The 15,551-nt window shown below is 70.8% G+C and carries 15 protein-coding genes; 4 read left to right on the top strand and 11 right to left on the bottom strand.

Features of this window, described 5'->3' with window-relative positions; genetic code table 11:
* Window positions 1–5: 5 nt before the first annotated feature.
* Both M8C13_RS20840 and M8C13_RS20835 read left to right on the top strand, forming a co-directional pair.
* Window positions 6–611, top strand: coding sequence for a GNAT family N-acetyltransferase (locus M8C13_RS20840; protein WP_252482321.1), 606 nt, complete (start codon window positions 6–8; stop codon window positions 609–611).
* Complete coding sequence (locus M8C13_RS20835) at window positions 608–1,462, top strand: PaaX family transcriptional regulator C-terminal domain-containing protein (protein WP_252482320.1); 855 nt, start codon at window positions 608–610, stop codon at window positions 1,460–1,462. The genes M8C13_RS20840 and M8C13_RS20835 overlap by 4 nt, the downstream gene beginning before the upstream one ends.
* Here M8C13_RS20835 and M8C13_RS20830 read toward each other — a convergent pair.
* A complete protein-coding gene (locus M8C13_RS20830) occupies window positions 1,431–2,531 on the bottom strand; it encodes a CapA family protein (RefSeq protein WP_252482319.1) in 1,101 nt (366 codons plus the stop codon). The two genes, M8C13_RS20835 and M8C13_RS20830, sit on opposite strands and share 32 nt — an antisense overlap.
* A gap of 100 nt (window positions 2,532–2,631) precedes the next feature.
* On the opposite strand from M8C13_RS20830, the gene M8C13_RS20825 reads away from it, so the two are divergent.
* Window positions 2,632–2,856 (top strand): PspC domain-containing protein, encoded by a 225-nt coding sequence (locus M8C13_RS20825; RefSeq protein ID WP_252482318.1) that lies wholly within the window; start codon window positions 2,632–2,634, stop codon window positions 2,854–2,856.
* 7 nt (window positions 2,857–2,863) lie between these two features.
* Here the strand turns inward: M8C13_RS20825 and M8C13_RS20820 are convergent, their stop codons facing one another.
* From M8C13_RS20820 to M8C13_RS20775, 10 genes are all read right to left on the bottom strand, one after another.
* Window positions 2,864–4,453, bottom strand: a complete 1,590-nt coding sequence (locus tag M8C13_RS20820) for a beta-N-acetylhexosaminidase (protein ID WP_252482317.1) — start codon at window positions 4,451–4,453, stop codon at window positions 2,864–2,866.
* The gene (locus tag M8C13_RS20815) at window positions 4,450–5,292 is read right to left on the bottom strand and encodes a carbohydrate ABC transporter permease (protein WP_252482316.1); all 843 of its coding nucleotides are present in this window, start codon (window positions 5,290–5,292) and stop codon (window positions 4,450–4,452) included. The genes M8C13_RS20820 and M8C13_RS20815 overlap by 4 nt, the downstream gene beginning before the upstream one ends.
* A complete protein-coding gene (locus tag M8C13_RS20810) occupies window positions 5,289–6,239 on the bottom strand; it encodes a carbohydrate ABC transporter permease (protein ID WP_374213115.1) in 951 nt (316 codons plus the stop codon). The genes M8C13_RS20815 and M8C13_RS20810 overlap by 4 nt, the downstream gene beginning before the upstream one ends.
* A gap of 20 nt (window positions 6,240–6,259) precedes the next feature.
* Window positions 6,260–7,549, bottom strand: a complete 1,290-nt coding sequence (locus tag M8C13_RS20805) for an extracellular solute-binding protein (protein WP_252482315.1) — start codon at window positions 7,547–7,549, stop codon at window positions 6,260–6,262.
* Window positions 7,550–7,754: 205 nt separating this feature from the next.
* On the bottom strand, window positions 7,755–8,426 hold the full coding sequence (locus M8C13_RS20800; protein ID WP_252482314.1) for a copper homeostasis protein CutC: 672 nt from the start codon (window positions 8,424–8,426) through the stop codon (window positions 7,755–7,757).
* Window positions 8,427–8,454: 28 nt separating this feature from the next.
* On the bottom strand, window positions 8,455–9,114 hold the full coding sequence (locus M8C13_RS45485; protein ID WP_252482313.1) for a TNT domain-containing protein: 660 nt from the start codon (window positions 9,112–9,114) through the stop codon (window positions 8,455–8,457).
* Between the two features lie 857 nt (window positions 9,115–9,971).
* Window positions 9,972–11,594, bottom strand: coding sequence for a chaperonin GroEL (groL, locus tag M8C13_RS20790; protein WP_252482312.1), 1,623 nt, complete (start codon window positions 11,592–11,594; stop codon window positions 9,972–9,974).
* Between the two features lie 203 nt (window positions 11,595–11,797).
* Window positions 11,798–12,994: a serine/threonine-protein kinase gene (locus M8C13_RS20785; protein WP_252482311.1), complete on the bottom strand. Its 1,197-nt coding sequence runs from the start codon at window positions 12,992–12,994 to the stop codon at window positions 11,798–11,800.
* A gap of 190 nt (window positions 12,995–13,184) precedes the next feature.
* On the bottom strand, window positions 13,185–13,391 hold the full coding sequence (locus tag M8C13_RS20780) for a cold-shock protein (RefSeq protein ID WP_252482310.1): 207 nt from the start codon (window positions 13,389–13,391) through the stop codon (window positions 13,185–13,187).
* Between the two features lie 79 nt (window positions 13,392–13,470).
* The gene (locus M8C13_RS20775; protein ID WP_252482493.1) at window positions 13,471–14,154 is read right to left on the bottom strand and encodes a TIGR00266 family protein; all 684 of its coding nucleotides are present in this window, start codon (window positions 14,152–14,154) and stop codon (window positions 13,471–13,473) included.
* Window positions 14,155–14,226: 72 nt separating this feature from the next.
* Between M8C13_RS20775 and glp the strand changes: the two genes are divergently transcribed.
* Window positions 14,227–15,444 carry a gephyrin-like molybdotransferase Glp gene (glp, locus tag M8C13_RS20770; protein ID WP_252482309.1) on the top strand — a complete coding sequence of 406 codons (1,218 nt, stop codon included), beginning with the start codon at window positions 14,227–14,229 and terminating at the stop codon, window positions 15,442–15,444.
* The last annotated feature ends 107 nt before the right edge of the window (window positions 15,445–15,551 follow it).

Genomic DNA, 15,551 nt, shown 5'->3' with positions numbered 1-15,551 from the left:
GGGGCATGGCAGTGGTGACTCTCCGGCGGGGTGTGCCCTCCGGTGCGGAATGGCAGGCGGCGCGGCTGTACTGGGCGGCGTTCGGGCGCAAGCTCGGGCCCGCGCTGAACCCGCCGGAGGTGGCGGTGCGCTTCCTCGCCGAGCAGCTCAACGCCGATCGCGCGGTCTGCGCGCTGCGCGAAGGACAACTGGTCGGCCTGGCCGGTTATCAGCTCGACGGGCGGGCCTTCATCAGCGGCTCCGGCCGGTCCGTGCTGCGCTACTACGGTCTGCGCGGCTGGTGGCGGCTGCCGTTGCTGGCGCTGTTCACCCGCAGGCCCGCGCCGGAGCAGCTGGTCATGGACGGCATCGCGGTCGAGGAGAGCGCGCGCGGGCTGGGCATCGGCAGCCTGCTCATCGAGGAGGTGACCGCCGTCGCCGCGGAGCATGACCGGGAGCAGGTCCGGCTGGACGTGATCGACACCAACCCGCGCGCCAGGGCGCTGTACGAGCGGCGCGGCTTCACCGCGGTGCGCACCCAGCCGACGCCGTACCTGTGCGGGCTGCTGGGATTCAGCGCGGTGACCACGATGCACCGTCCCGTCCCGCCGAAAGGACCCCGCACCCCGTGACCGACCGGATCCAGGTCCCCACCCGCCTGCTCGTGCACGCCCTGGTCCGCGCGGACGGCACCGTCGACGCGGGCGAGCTGTACCGGGTCGCCGAGACCATCGGGATGAGCGAGCAGCAGGTCCGCCTGTGCGTCAAACGCCTGGTCGCCGAGGGTCGGTTCCGGCACGAGGGCCGCGGCCGCAAGGCGGTGCTGCACGCGAGCGCGGACACCCTGCGCGAGCTCGCCCCCAACCTCGACTTCCTGCACCACGCCTACCGCCAGGACACCGGCCTGGAGCCGTGGGACGGCCGCTGGCACCTGGCCGCCTTCGCGGTGCCCGAGTCGGCCCGCCCGGCCAGGGACGCCCTGCGCGACACCCTGCTCCGCCTCGGCGGCGCGGCCCTGCAAGGCGGCCTGTACGTCTGCGCGAACCCCTGGGAGCCCTATCTGGTGGCGGCGGCCGGCGAGCTGGGCGTGCCGGACTCGCTCACCCTGCTCACCAGCTCGGACCTGCGCCGCGGCGAGGTCAGCGACCCGGTCGAGCTCGCGCGGGAGCTCTGGCCGCAGGACGAGCTCGCCGAGGGCTACCGGCGGCTCAGCCGGATCGCCGAGGTCCGCCTGGCGCGACTCGACGGCGCGCCTTCGCCGGACGAACGACTCGTCATCGCGGTGGAGCTGGCCGCCGAGCTCAGCCGGGTGATGGAGCCGGATCCGCTGCTGCCACCCGAGTTGCTGTCCCAGCCTTGGCCGGGAGCCCGGGCGAGGGAGCTGTTCGCCCGGTGCTGGACCGCGCTGGGCGCGGAGACCCCGTCGATCCTGTTCCGCCAGTACGCCGGAATCAGCTTCCCACCGGCAACTCCGCCGCGCTGACGCCCGCGCTGCGCACAATCCGGTCGATCCGGTTGGCCGCCTCGTTCTCCCCCGGCTTCAGCGTGCGCAGCCGGATCGGCGGTCCCAGGTCCACCAGCGTCGGCACGTAGTCCGCGGTCACCTGCCAGGAGCCGTTGGCCTCGGCGAAGCGGAAGCGGGCCAGCACGCCTTCCTCGGTGACGCCGCGGGGTTCCTCGTGCTTGGCGATGTGGTTGCCCAGGCCGTAGGCGACCCACTTGCCCGCGACCTTGGCGATGGGCTGCACGACGTGGGCGTGGTGGCCGATGATCAGGTCGATGGCCGGGTCGTCCAGCAGCTTGGCGGCCAGCTGTTTCTGGTCGGCGGTGGGGTCGTGGCGGTACTCCACGCCCCAGTGCAGGCTGGCCAGCACGACCTCGGCGCCGGCGGCCTTGGTGGCGCGGGCGGCCTTGAGCACGGACTCGGCGCTGAGCTGGTTGGACAGCCAGGGTTTGTCGGCGGGGAGCTTGAGGCCGTTGAAGCCGAAGGTGTGCGAGATGTGGCCGACCTTGACGCCGTTCACCTCGTAGATCACCGGTTTGGCCGCCTCGGGGGCGGTGCGGGCGGAGCCGGTGTGCTTCAGGCCTGCCGCGTCCAGGGCGTCCAGGGTGCGTTTCACGCCGTCCACGCCCTGGTCGAGGGTGTGGTTGGAGGCGGTGGAGCAGGTGTCGTAGCCGGTGGTCTTGAGCGCGGTGACGACCTCGGGCGGGGCGTTGAAGCTGGGGTAGCCCTTGAACGGGCCGCCGGGGGCGGCGATGGGGACTTCCAGGTGGCAGATGGCCAGGTCGGCGCCGCTGATCGCGGGTTTCACGCCCTCGAAGAGCTTGGTGTAGTCGCGGCTGCCGCCACCGTCGGCGGTGGCCTGGGTGGTCAGGGCCGGGTGGATCAGCACGTCGCCGGTGGCCGCGACGGTGAAGGCGCGCGGTGGCGGGGCCGCGGCTGACGTGGGGCTCTGCGCGGAGGTGGTCGCGGGCGGGGCCGGCTGGTCCGCGCCGCAGGCGGTCAGCACCAGGGTGGCGGCCGCGAGGGCGGCGGTCAGGGGTCCGCGCATTTCTCGACCCTAACCCCCCTGGCCGCATCCGGGCCGGTTCCGGGGCGGGCTCCGGGGTCACCCTGATCCGCCGGAGCCGCCCGCGGTCAAAACTTGTGGCATGTACGAGAACACGACATACAGCCAGACGGGACAGCCCGTGAAGAAGCTGCGCCGGAGCCGGACCGACAAGATGCTGGCCGGGGTCTGCGGCGGGATCGGCAAGCTGCTGGGCATCGACGCGGCGATCATCCGCATCGTGCTGGTGGCCGCCACCCTGCTCGGCTTCGGCACCGGCGCGATCATCTACCTCATCTGCTGGCTGATCATGCCGGAAGAGGCCTGAGCCGCCCTCACCTCGGCCAGCCCTGCACGTCCGGTCTGCGCTGCCAGGGCAGGGGGCCGTCGAGGGGGCGGTACTCCACGCCCAGCGCGTCCAGCCGGGGCAGGTGGTGCTCGGTGAGGCGGCGCAGGAACCCCGGTTCGTCGCGGGATGCGGGGCTCCACACCACTTCGGCGAACGCGGCCAACCTGGGGAAGGCCGCGTAGTCCAGTCGCCGGGGCGAGTCCAGGTGCTCGGTCCACAGCTGGGCCTGCGCGCCGAGCACGTGCGCGGCCGCGTCCGGGTCCAGCCCGGCCGGGACCGGCTCGTAGCCGTAGACATCGGTGACCGTGCGCACGAACCCGACCGGGATCGGCTCGTCCGGGTGCTCGGACTGCCGGTGGTCCAGGTACACCTTCTGTTCCGGGCACATCACCACGTCGTGCCCGGCCTTGGCCGCCGTGGCGCCGGCTTCCTCGCCCCGCCAGGAGGCCACCACCAGGCCGGTCGGCAGCTCGCCGACCTCCATGATCTCGTCCCAGCCGAACGCCGTGCGGCCGTGGCCCGCCAGGTGTTCGGCCAGCTGGCGCAGGAACCAGCCGTGCAGCCCGGCCTCGTCGGCCAGGCCCAGCTCGGCGATGCGGCGCTGGGCCAGCGGGTCACGCCGCCACTGCACCAGCGGCACCTCGTCGCCACCGATGCCGATCACCTGGGCCGGGAAGACCTCGACCACCTCGTCGAGCACGTTGCGGAAGAACTGGACCGTCTCGTCGCGGACGTTGAGCACGTTGTCGTTGATGCCCCAACGGGTCCACACGCCGATCGGCTGGTCCAGGTTGCCCAGCTCGGGGTAGGCCGCGATGGCCGCCTGGGTGTGGCCGGGCACGTCGATCTCCGGCACCACCGTGATGCCGAGACCGGCCGCGTAGCCGACGATCTCGCGCAGGTCGTCCTTGGTGTAGAAGCCGCCGTGCGGGCGGGCGTCGTAGTTGCCGCGCTGCCACGGCCCGACGCCGGAACGCTCCCGCCAGGCGCCGACCTCGGTCAGCTTCGGGTAGCGCTCGATCTCCATCCGCCAGCCCTGGTCATCGGTGAGGTGCAGGTGCAGCACGGAGAACTTGTGCGCGGCGAGCAGGTCCAGGAAGCGCAGCACGCCGTCCTTGGGCAGGAAATGCCTTGCCACGTCGAGTAAACAGCCGCGCCAGCCGAACCGGGGCCGATCCCGCACCTGACCGCAGGGCAGCAACCACTGTCCTTTGTGGACAGCTGAGCGGCGGAAGGCGGCCGGGCCGAACAGCTGGCGCAGGGTCTGCGCCGCGTGCCGGGCGCCGGCCAGGGCACCGGCGCGCACGTCCGCCGCGGTCCCGGTGATGGTCAGGACGTACTCCTCCTCGGCCAGCCCGCCGTCCAGGCCGAACCGGATCTCCGGACCGCCCACCTCGGCCGAGTCGAGCGGGAAACCCGTTGCCGCGCACAGGTTCTGCCGCAGCCAGTTCGCCGCCAGGGCGAGCGCGGGATCGGCCAGGACCGCGGTGCCGGGGCGCAGCTCGAACTCGCCGGTCGCGCGGACGGTGGAGTGCGGGCGGGGCAGCAGCACGTCGAAGGACGGGGTCATGCTCATCCCTTCACCGCCCCGGCCAGGCCGGAGACGAGACGTCGTTGCACGAAGATGAAGAAGATCAGCACCGGGATGGTCATGAGGGTGGAGCCCGCCATGATCGCGCCCCAGTCGTTCTGGTCCGGCTTGAAGAAGGTGAGGATGGCCAGCGGCAGGGTCTGGTTCTCCTCGGCGGAGATGATGAAGGTCTTGGCGAAGAGGAAGTCGTTCCAGGCGTGGATGAACGACAGCACGCTGGTCGCGACCAGACCCGGTGCCACCAAAGGAAAGAGCACCTGCCAGGTGAAGCGGAACCGGCTGGCGCCGTCCAGGGTGGCCGCCTCCTCCAGCTCCACCGGCACCGCGGCCACGAACCCGCGCAGCATCCAGATCGCGAACGGCAGGCCGAAGGCCAGGTGCACCAGCATCAGCGAGCCGAGCTGGTTGAGCCCGAAGGCCGGGGCCACGTCGCCGACCTGGCGCATGAGGAAGAACAGCGGCACGGTCAGCGCCTCCACCGGCACCAGCTGCGCGATGAGCAGCATCACCAGCATCGTGGTGCGGCCCTTGAAGCGGAACCGGGTCAGCGCGGTGGCGGCCAGGAAGGAGCAGAGCAGCGCCACGACCACCACGACCAGCGCGACCACCACGCTGTTGAGGAAGTAGCGGCCGAAGTTCTCCACGGTGAGGACCTTGGTGAAGCTCTCCAGGCTGGGCGCGAAGGTCCACGGGCGCGGCGCGGTGGAGAGCACCTCGCTGGTCGGCTTGAGCGCGGAGAGCACCATCCAGTACAGCGGGAAGGCCACCACCAGCGCGATCAGCACGGTGGCGATCTCGGCCACCGTGCGGCCGGGTCGTTTCACAGCTCCTCCCCGCTCCTGCGCAGCGCGCGCAGGTAGAGCACGATGACGCCGAGCAGCAGCACGGTCATCACCACGCCGATCGCCGAGCCGAGGCCGTACTCGCTGGCGGCGAAGGCCTTCTGGTAGGCGTAGACGTTGAGCACCAGGTTCTGCCCGGCCACGCCACCGCCGCCGGTCATCACGTAGATCTGGGTGAACAGCTTGAAGTCCCAGATGATCGACTGGATGGTCACGATGATCAGCAGCGGCCGCAGCAGCGGCAGGATCACGCTGGTCATGGTGCGCACGGTGGACGCGCCGTCCAGCGCCGCGGCCTCCAGCACCTCGCCGGGGATCGCCTTGATCCCGGCGTAGAGGGTGACCATGACGAACGGGAACGAGCACCAGACCACCTGGGCGGCGACCAGGCCGAAGGCCACGTACTTGTCGAAGGTCCAGGAGTAGCCGGCGAACCCGTCCAGGCCGACGCCGGTGAGGATCTCGTTGACCAGCCCGAAATCGGTGTCGAAGAGGAACAGCCAGACCGTGGACCCGGCCACCGCCGGGGTGGACCAGGCGCCGATCGCGGCCAGGAACAGGATCATCCTGGGCACCGCGCGCACCCTGGTGGCCAGCAGCGCCAGCGCGGCGCCGACCAGCAGCGTGGCCACCACGCAGAACGCGGCGAACAGCACGGTCTGCAGCAGCACCTGCCAGAACTGCGGATCACCCAGCAGCGCCTGGTAGTTGCCCAGGCCGAGGAACTTCAGCGCCGCGCCGCCGCTGGCCTGCTCCTGGCCGTAGTCGAACAGCGAGATCACGATCAGCTGGTAGATCGGGTAGCCGAGCAGCCCGCCCAGCACCAGCAGGGTGGGCAGCAGGTAGCCGATCGCGGCCCGGCCGTCCCGTTTCCTCCCGCGCCGCAACGGTTTCCCCGGTGCCCCCGGTGGCGGCGCGGCTGCCGTCACCGGGGTCAGGGTGCCTTGGCTCACGAAGTGAAGGCCGTGTTCATCAGCTTGGCCGCCTCGGCGGTGGCCTGGTCCACGGTCTTGGCCTTGGTGACCACCTGCTGGATCATGTTGGGCAGCACGGTCTGCGCGTCGATCTTGGCCCAGGCCGGGGTGACCGGGACGAAGCGGGTGCCGGCCTCCAGGGTGGCGATGAACGGCTTGGTGAACTCGTCGCTGCCGGAGACCTCGCGCTGCACGTCGGTGAAGGTGGGCAGGTTGCCCATCGCGGCGTACATCTTGCGCTGGTACTTCTTGCCCGCCAGCACCTGCAGGAACTCCTTGGCCAGGGTGCGGCGCTCGGTGGAGCGGGTGATGCCGAGCAGGTTGCCGCCGGCGAAAGCGGGTGCGATCGAGCCCGCGGTCTCCCCCGGCAGCGGCACCACGGCGAACTTGCCCTTCACCGCGCCGGCCTCCACCGCCTTGCGGTTGAAGTCGCCGCCGATGGTCATCGCGGCCTTGCCGGAGACGAAGGCCTGCACGCTGGCGTCGCCGCCGTTGGGCGCGCACGCCGAGGGCGGGCAGATGTCGTCGCTGATCAGCTCGGCGTAGCGGCCCAGCCCGGCGCGGCTCTGCGCGCTGTCCACCGCGGCGGCGAACTTGCCGCCCTCGGCCTTGGCCAGGTCGCCACCGGCGGACCAGACGAAGGGCAGCATGCCGTAGGTGTACTTGCCGCCGACGGAGATGCCGTACAGCTCGGGCTTGGCCTTGCGGATCTGCCGCGCCAGCGGGGCCAGCTCGGCGAGGGTCTTGGGCGGTTGCAGGCCCAGCTCGGTGAAGACGTCGGTGCGGTAGTACAGCGCGCGCACGCCGACGAACCAGGGCAGGCCGTAGGTCTTGCCATCCACCTTGCCGGTGTCCAGGATCTTGGGCGCGAAGTCGGCCGCCTCCGACCAGCCGGACAGGTCGCCGGAGAGGTCGGCGAACCCACCGGCGGCCACGTAGTTGGCCAGGTCGGTGTTGCCGAACTCGGCCACGTCCGGCGCGCTCTTGGCGTCGCTGAAGGCCGCCTTGAAGCGCTCGGCCCTGCTGTTGACCTGGATGTACTGCACGTCGACGGTGACACCGGCGTGGGCGGCGGTGAACTCCTTGATGGCCTCGTTGACCACCGCTTCCTTGGGCGCCCGGTTGACCTCGTCGAAGAGCCAGACGCGCAACGTGCCGTCCTTGGCGTCGTTGGCCGAGTTGCTCGGACCGGACTGCACCGGGGCGCAGCCGACCGTGGCCAGCCCGACCAGCGCGGCCACTGCCGCGAGCCGTCTGATCGTCATCGAGACCTCCACACCTGGCGTTGTTGCATACTGCGCAATGGACATTTCGCATGAAGCAACGAGATGCTGGCGATGGTATGGGGCGAAACAGGCTCGAACAAGGGTCTAGACCATCCCAATTACCAGGAGCGCCCCCGGAAACGACAGCGCGCCCGCGGGACGAGTCCGTCCCACGGGCGCGCGTGGTAGTTCTGCGGGCAGCGGGTCAGCCGTCGACCACCCGCCGCCACCCGGCGACCGCGTCCGGGTCCACCGGCGTGCCCCAGCCCCCGGCCCGAGCGGGTCCGCCGACGTGGAACCCGCTGATCCCGGCGGCCAGCAGCTCCGGCACGTGCTGCTGCTTCAGCCCACCGCCGACCAGCACCGCCAGCCCGTCCGACGCCTGCCGGTCCGCGAGCTTGCGCAACACCGGCAGCCCCTCGCCGACTCCCGCGGGGGACCCCGCCGCAAGCACCGTGTCACAACCCAGCCCCGCGACCATCTCCCAGGCCGCCACCGGATCCGCCGCGTTGTCCAGCGCCCGGTGAAAGGTCCAGGCCGCCCCGTCCAGCTCACCGAGCAACGCCCGGCAGGCCGCGAGGTCAACAGTGTTGTCGCCGTCCAGGAACCCGAGCACGAACTCCGTCGCGCCCACGGCCCGCAGCTCAGCCGCATCCCGCCGCAGCCGATCGAGGTCGGCGGGCGCGTACCCCGCCGCGTCCCGCAACATCACCCGCACCGGCAGATCGGTCGCCGCCAGCACCGAGCGCACTGTGGCCGCGCTGGGCGTCAGCCCCCCGGAATCCATGCCGGAGACCAGCTCCAGCCGATCCGCCCCGCCAGCCTGCGCGGCCTCGGCATCCCGGGCGTCCAGCGCGATGACCTCCAGCAACGTCATGCCGACCAGCCTAACGTGGTCTAGACCTCTACGGGTGAGCCGTTGGGAGGTGAGCGAGGTATCCGTTGGTGACCAGCCACGCCACGTTGAGATAGCCGTCCCCCGGCAGCAGAGAACGGTCCAGCTTGATCTGCACGCCCCGCCCACGCTGCTCGAACCAGGGCGCGATGAGCCCCTTCCAGACCTTGAACTCCTTGAGCACGCGGTAGGTGTGGTAGTTGCACCGGTAGTTGGCGTCGAAGGTGTACAGGCTCTGCGGCGGCAACGCCCGCTGGCTGTAGTGCGCCCCAATCGGCGCCAGGAACTGCCCACCCTCGCTGCCAAAACGGTCCAGCTCGTAACCGGGGAGCAGGCGGTGCTCCTGCTTGATCGGCGAACCGTCGGGCCGCAACAGGAACCCGTCCTGCGGCGGGTACTTCCAGCTGTTGGCGGTGCCGTCCCAGTACTTGGCCAGGAAGCTGTTGGCGTCCAGCCGGCCGAAGCGCTTGTAGCCGGTGACCAACCGACCGACCGGGTGCTGGGCGACTCGGGGCAGCGTCTCCGGACCCAAGCGGTTGTCGTTGGGCAGGTACGAACCGGCACAGGCCGGCGGCGCGGCGGCCAGGGCCGGAGAGGCGGCGCCCAGGAGCAGGGTGATGCTGGCCAGCAGGGTGGCGAGGAAGGTGGCAAGGAAACGGCGGCCCGGCACGGGCGCTCCTTCCGGTGGTGATCAAGGACGGAGCAATCCTGGTGGAGCGGAGAGCGAACCGGGGTGCGGGCGATCACACCAGGAAGGAAGACCACCCGGAAGGGCGCAGGGCAGCCCGGGGTTGAAAACCCACAAAGCGGGCCTCTCGTCTTCTCCGTACGGCCTGGAGACTGCGCACCGCATCCCGCCGAGCAGACGCTCACAGCAACCGCCGCCAATGCCGATCAGCGTGACGGCGGCTGGTCGGCGGGATGTGGTTCGCTGTCGGAAGGTCGTGCGGAGAAGACGAGAGGGTCGCGAGCACGCTGGGTCTTGAGTCGGCAACACAAACCCCGCCCCGCAACCTGCTCGTCCCGGCTCTTGACTTGTCAAACCCTCCGGGGGTCTGCCCGTCCGGCGAGGACATTCTTTTCGCTTTTCGCTTTTAAGATCAAAAGAAAAAGAAGTGTCCTCGCCGGACGGGCAGACCATCAAAGCAGGGGGGAAGATCAAAGGCAGCGAGATGAGTTGCAGACCAGTGCGAGTTTGTGTTGGCGCACCTGCGGCAGCGTGGGTGGTTCCGCGGGGTCTGGGTGGTTCTGCTTCGACGGCCTTACGAAACCAAACCACATCCCGTCAAGCGCCCCAGTTCCGGGCGTTGGTGCGGTTGGCGGCGCGGGTGGGGCGCTTGACGGGATGTGGTGTGTCTTCTCCAGGCCGTCGAAGCAGAACCACCCAGACCGGCCGCTCCGTTGCGAGGAAAGGCGAAAAGCTCAAGCCCTCGCCCGGGGCATGAAGCAAGCCCCGGTCACAGTGCAGGTGGACCGGGGCTTGCTTTGTGTTCAGTTGTCTAGCTGGTACCGCTTAGCGAAGCTGGATCAGAAGTCCATCTCGCCGCCGCCGGGGGCGGCGGGAGCGGCGGCGTTCTTCTCCGGCTTCTCGGCGACGACGGCCTCGGTGGTCAGGAAGAGACCGGCGATGGACGCGGCGTTCTGCAGCGCGGAGCGGGTGACCTTGGCCGGGTCGATGATGCCGGCCTTGATCAGGTCCTTGTACTCGCCCGTGGCGGCGTCCAGACCCTCGCCAGGCTTGAGGTTCTTGACCTTCTCCACCACGACGCCGCCCTCAAGGCCGGCGTTGATCGCGATCTGCTTCAGCGGCGCCTCGACGGCGACCTTCACGATGTTCGCGCCGGTCGCCTCGTCGCCCTCAAGGTTGAGGCCGGCGAAGGCGGTCTCGGCGGCCTGGAGCAGCGCGACGCCGCCACCGGCGACGATGCCCTCCTCGACGGCAGCCTTGGCGTTGCGGACGGCGTCCTCGATGCGGTGCTTGCGCTCCTTGAGCTCGACCTCGGTGGCCGCGCCCGCCTTGATCACCGCGACACCGCCGGCCAGCTTGGCCAGGCGCTCCTGCAGCTTCTCGCGGTCGTAGTCGGAGTCGCTCTTCTCGATCTCGGCGCGGATCTGGTTGACCCGGCCCTGGATCGCGTCGGCGTCGCCGCCGCCCTCGACGATGGTGGTCTCGTCACGGGTGACGACCACCTTGCGGGCCTTGCCCAGCAGCGAGATGTCGGCGTTGTCGAGCTTGAGGCCGACGTCCTCGCTGATGACCTGGCCGCCGGTCAGGGTGGCCATGTCCTGCAGCATCGCCTTGCGGCGGTCGCCGAAGCCCGGCGCCTTGACGGCGACGGACTTGAAGGTGCCGCGGATCTTGTTGACGACCAGGGTGGCCAGCGCCTCGCCCTCGACGTCCTCGGAGATGATGACCAGCGGCTTGCCGGTCTGCATGACCTTCTCCAGCAGCGGGAGCAGGTCCTTCACCGAGGCGATCTTCGAGCCGTAGAGCAGGATGTAGGGGTCCTCCAGGACCGCTTCCTGACGCTCGGTGTCGGTGACGAAGTAGCCGGAGGTGTAGCCCTTGTCGAAGCGCATGCCCTCGGTGAGCTCCAGCTCGAGCCCGAGGGTGTTGCTCTCCTCGACGGTGATGACGCCTTCCTTGCCGACCTTGTCCATCGCCTCGGCGATCAGCTCGCCGATGGTGGAGTCAGCGGCGGAAATGGAGGCGGTGGCCGCGATCTGCTCCTTCGTCTCCACCTCCTTGGCGGTCTTCAGCAGCGCCTCGGCGACAGCCTCGACGGCCTTCTCGATGCCGCGCTTGAGCGACATCGGGTTGGCGCCGGCGGCCACGTTGCGCAGACCCTCGCGAACCAGGGCCTGGGCGAGCACGGTGGCGGTGGTGGTGCCGTCACCCGCGACGTCGTCGGTCTTCTTGGCTACTTCCTTGACGAGCTCGGCCCCGATCTTCTCCCACGGGTCCTCAAGCTCGATTTCCTTCGCGATGGAGACACCGTCGTTGGTGATCGTCGGCGCGCCCCACTTCTTCTCGAGCACGACGTTGCGGCCCTTGGGGCCGAGGGTCACCTTGACGGCGTCGGCGAGGGTGTTCATGCCGCGCTCGAGTCCTCGGCGGGCGTCCTCGTCGAACGCGATCATCTTGGCCATTGCGGTGTGGTCCTCCGGTAAGTGGATGACACGGGTGCACGGCCAGGCTCGGTGCCCGCGACGGACGACCGGACAGCAGCGCCCCAGTGGTGGGGATGCCGACGGCCTCACCGTCCCGACCTGGCACTCACTGTCGGCGAGTGCCAGGTTCGTGTTTAGCACTCGGCGGGGGCGAGTGCAAGCCGCCAGGCTCTCGGTGCAGCTCAGGCCACTGCGAGCACGATCACGATGACCACCACGACCAGCGCGACCACGGCCAGCACCGGGATCAGCCAGCGGCCGCCGACCTCCCGCGAGCTGCTGTTGCCGAAGGCGGTCGGTGCCACCGCCATCGGCGGGCGCAACCGCACCGGCTCGGCGGGCTGCGGCCGGTAGCCCGGCTGCGGGGTGGCGTAGGACGGGGGCGGCTGCACCGGGGTGGGCCCGGTCGGCGGGTGCGGCACGGCGGCGGGCTGGGCCACCGGGACCGGCCCGGTCGGCGGGCGGTGCGTCTGGTGCGCGCCGGTCGGGGTGGGCGTCGGCTGCGCGCTGCCCGGTGCCCTGACCTGCGGCGGTGTGCCCTGCTGGGCGACCGCGGCGAGCGCGGAGCGGGCGGCGGAGATCAGCTCGCGGCAGTTGGCGAACCGCTTGGCCGGGTCCTTGGACATGCCCCGCCGGACCACCGCGTCGATCGCGGGCGGCAGCACCACCAGCGAGGTGACCGCGGGCGGCTCGGTGGCCAGGTGGCCCTGGATCACCTCGGGCACCTTGCCCTGGTACGGCGGCCTGCCGGTGAGGCAGGCGAAGAGCACGCAGGCCAGCGAGTAGGCGTCGGTGCGCGGGTCGACCGGCTCGCCGCGCAGGTGCTCGGGCGCGGCGTAGGTCGGCGAGCCGAGGAAGTCCCCGCCCCTGGTGCGGTGGCCGGTGGCGCCGCGCCGGGTCAGGCCGAAGTCGGCCAGGTAGACGTGCTCGCCGGAGGACTCGCGCGTGGTGACCAGCACGTTGGCCGGCTTGATGTCCAGGTGGACCAGGCCCTTGCCGTGCAGGTTGTCCAGCGCCTCGGCCACCTGCTGCAACAGCGTCAGCGCGCGGGCCGGCGCGATCGGGCCGTCCTTGATCAGGCTGGCCAGGTCGGCGCCGTCGACGAACCGCATGGCGATGTAGAGGAAGCCGTCGGTCTCGCCGAAGTCATACAGCGGCACCACGTGCGAGTGGTCGATGGCCGAGGTGTTGCGCGCCTCGTCCACGAACCGCTCGCGGAACTCCGCGTCCACGGTGAGGTGGTCGGCGATCACCTTCAGCGCGACCTTGCGCCCGAGCCGCACATCCGTGGCCCGGTACATCGTGCTCATGCCACCGCGGCCGATGACGCCGTCGATGCGGTAATGGCCGAGACGGCGTCCGGTGAGGTCTTCCGACACGGGACGCAGCCTAGCCGTTGCGGGCGGCCCAGGTGCCCTCCGGTGGGACTTGTGCGTGAGCGCCGGAGTCCAGGTCGTTCCTGGCGGTGCCGCCGAAGCGGCCTCGTACTGGGCGTACTTGGTCGATTCGGCGGTGCCGCCAGGGACGACCTGGGCCCGGCGATCGCGTGCAAGTCCCGCCGGAGGGCACCTAGGTGGCCTTGCGTACCTCTTCGGCCTGCTGCCTGCCGTCGCGTCCGGCCTTGACCTCGAACTCGACCCGGTCACCCTCGTTCAGGGACCGGTAGCCCTCCATCTGAATGGCTGAGTAGTGCACGAAGACGTCGGCCCCGCCGTCGGTGGCGATGAAGCCGTAGCCCTTCTCCGCGTTGAACCACTTGACCGTGCCCAATGCCACGAGATCCTCCCGGCCACGCGCTGAACCCGGTCAACGCTACCGGAGCGGACCGGCAAAAGTCAGCGGCAGAAAACCCGGCTCAACCCCGGGAAACCGTTGCGGCACCACGCAACCAGCTCGCCATGCCACGTGGGTCGCGGCTCTGCGCGAGCACCTCGCCCGGCCCGGCGAAGTCGAACACCAGGCCCTCGCCGGTGCGGATGGACTGGCTGCCGTTGTGGGTGGCCGCGCGCAGCCGGACCTGCACGGTGTCGGCGTAGGCCAGCACGTGCCCCGGGTCCATGGTGATCAGCTCACCGGCCTTGAGCGTGACCACCTCCAGCGCGCCGCAGGCGGCCAGCACCAGCGGGCCCTGGCCGACCACGTGGGTGAGGAAGCCGCCGTCGCCGCCGAAGAGGGCTTGCAGCCCGGACCACTCCGGGTCGAACTGCACCGTGGCCGGGGCGGCCAGCCAGCAGGTGCGGCTCAGGCACCAGCCCGCCGCGCCGTCCAGCTCCACCACGTGCAGGTCGCCGGGCAGGCTCGGCGCCAGGTCGACCCAGCCGCCCTGCGCGGGTGCGGTGTAGAGCGCCACCGCCGGGCCTTCGCTGCCGAGCGCGGCCCTGGTCAGCGACTTCAGGAAGCCGCCCTGGGCGCGGGAGTCGATCGCCATGCCGTAGCTGGTCGCCACCAGCCGGCCCGGTTCGGCCAGCACGACCTCGCCGGGAGCCAGCAACAACCGGGCGACGCCGAAGTAGGGAGTGTGACGAGTACGGACCTGCACGATTCCCGAGTCTGGCATGAATGGTCCGGTTGCGGCTCGCCGGATGAAGATCCGGAGGGTAAGGATGGGCACGTGAGCACGTCATCCGCAGCCCTGGTCGAGGTCGAGGCGCACAAGGCCAGGGTCTGCTCCCTGCTGGGCACCACCCCGGTGGAGCGCCGTCCGCTGGCCGACTGCCTCGACCTGGTGCTGGCCGAGGAACTGCTGTCCCCGGTGGCGCTGCCGCCCTTCGACAACTCGGCGATGGACGGCTACGCGGTGCACTCCGGCGAACTGGCCGGGGCCAGCCAGGACGAGCCGGTGGAGCTGCTGGTCGCCGAGGACATCCCGGCCGGGCGCACCGATCAGCTGTCCCTGCTCGGCGGCACCGCGCACCGGATCATGACCGGCGCCCCGGTGCCGCACGGCGCGGACGCGGTGGTGCAGGTCGAGTGGACCGACGGCGGCATGCCGAGGGTCCGGGTGTACCGCGAGGTCAAGGCGGGCGCGAACATCCGCCGGGGCGGGGAGGACGTGCTGGCCGGGACCAGGGTGCTGGCCGCGGGGACGCTGCTGGGCGCGAGTGAGCTGGGCCTGGCCGCCGCGGTCGGGGTCTCCGCGCTGCCGGTGTTCCGGCCGCCTCGGGTGCTGGTCCTGTCCACCGGCTCCGAGCTGGTGGAACCGGGCCGGGCGCTGCGGCACGGGGAGATCTACGAGTCCAACGGGATCATGCTGGCCACCGCGGTGCGCCAGGCCGGTGGGCAGCCGGAGCTGCTGCGGTTCGTGCCCGACGACGTGGACGCCTTCCACGCCGCGCTGGCCCCGCACCTGTCCACGGTGGACCTGGTGCTGACCTCCGGCGGGGTCAGCGCGGGCGCCTACGAGGTGGTCAAGGACGCGCTGGCCGGGCACGGGGTGGAGTTCACCAAGGTGGCCATGCAGCCCGGCATGCCGCAGGGCGCGGGCTGGTACCGGGGCGTGCCGGTGGTCTCGCTGCCGGGCAACCCGGTGAGCGCGCTGGTCTCCTTCGAGGTCTTCCTGCGGCCCGCGCTGCTGGCCGCGCGCGGCGCGGCAGACACCGAGCGGCCGCGGCGGACCGCCGTGCTCACCGAGGGCCTGAAGGCGCCTGCCGGCCGCCGCCAGTTCCGCCGGGGCCGCTTCGACCCGGTCGCCGGGACGGTGGCCGTGGCCGGTGGTCCCGGCTCGCACCTGCTCTCCGCGATGGCGCAGGCCAACTGCCTGATCGACGTGCCGACGGAGGTCACCGAGCTGGCCGCGGGCGACCCGGTGACCGTGATGCTCACCAGATAAAGGACTGCTAACAGCGGGGTTGTCCCCCCAAAGGGTGAAGGCCAGACTCCGCCGGGTGCATGCTGCTTTTCGAGCCGGACTGTCGGTGACGCTGCTGCTGGCGTTCC

The organism is Crossiella sp. SN42 (assembly GCF_023897065.1).
Classification (GTDB): domain Bacteria; phylum Actinomycetota; class Actinomycetes; order Mycobacteriales; family Pseudonocardiaceae; genus Crossiella.
The sequence above is the reverse complement of the archived record's forward strand: the minus strand, read 5'-3'. Positions and strand labels throughout refer to the sequence as shown.

Excerpts from the sequence above, each read along its gene's own strand:
- M8C13_RS20840 (WP_252482321.1), top strand. The coding sequence starts at position 6 with ATGGCAGTGGTGACTCTCCGGCGGGGTGTGCCCTCCGGTGCGGAATGG.
- M8C13_RS20830 (WP_252482319.1), bottom strand. The coding sequence starts at position 2,531 with ATGCGCGGACCCCTGACCGCCGCCCTCGCGGCCGCCACCCTGGTGCTG.
- M8C13_RS20800 (WP_252482314.1), bottom strand. The coding sequence starts at position 8,426 with ATGACGTTGCTGGAGGTCATCGCGCTGGACGCCCGGGATGCCGAGGCC.
- M8C13_RS20820 (WP_252482317.1), bottom strand. The coding sequence starts at position 4,453 with ATGAGCATGACCCCGTCCTTCGACGTGCTGCTGCCCCGCCCGCACTCC.
- M8C13_RS20805 (WP_252482315.1), bottom strand. The coding sequence starts at position 7,549 with ATGACGATCAGACGGCTCGCGGCAGTGGCCGCGCTGGTCGGGCTGGCC.
- M8C13_RS20825 (WP_252482318.1), top strand. The coding sequence starts at position 2,632 with ATGTACGAGAACACGACATACAGCCAGACGGGACAGCCCGTGAAGAAG.
- groL (WP_252482312.1), bottom strand. The coding sequence starts at position 11,594 with ATGGCCAAGATGATCGCGTTCGACGAGGACGCCCGCCGAGGACTCGAG.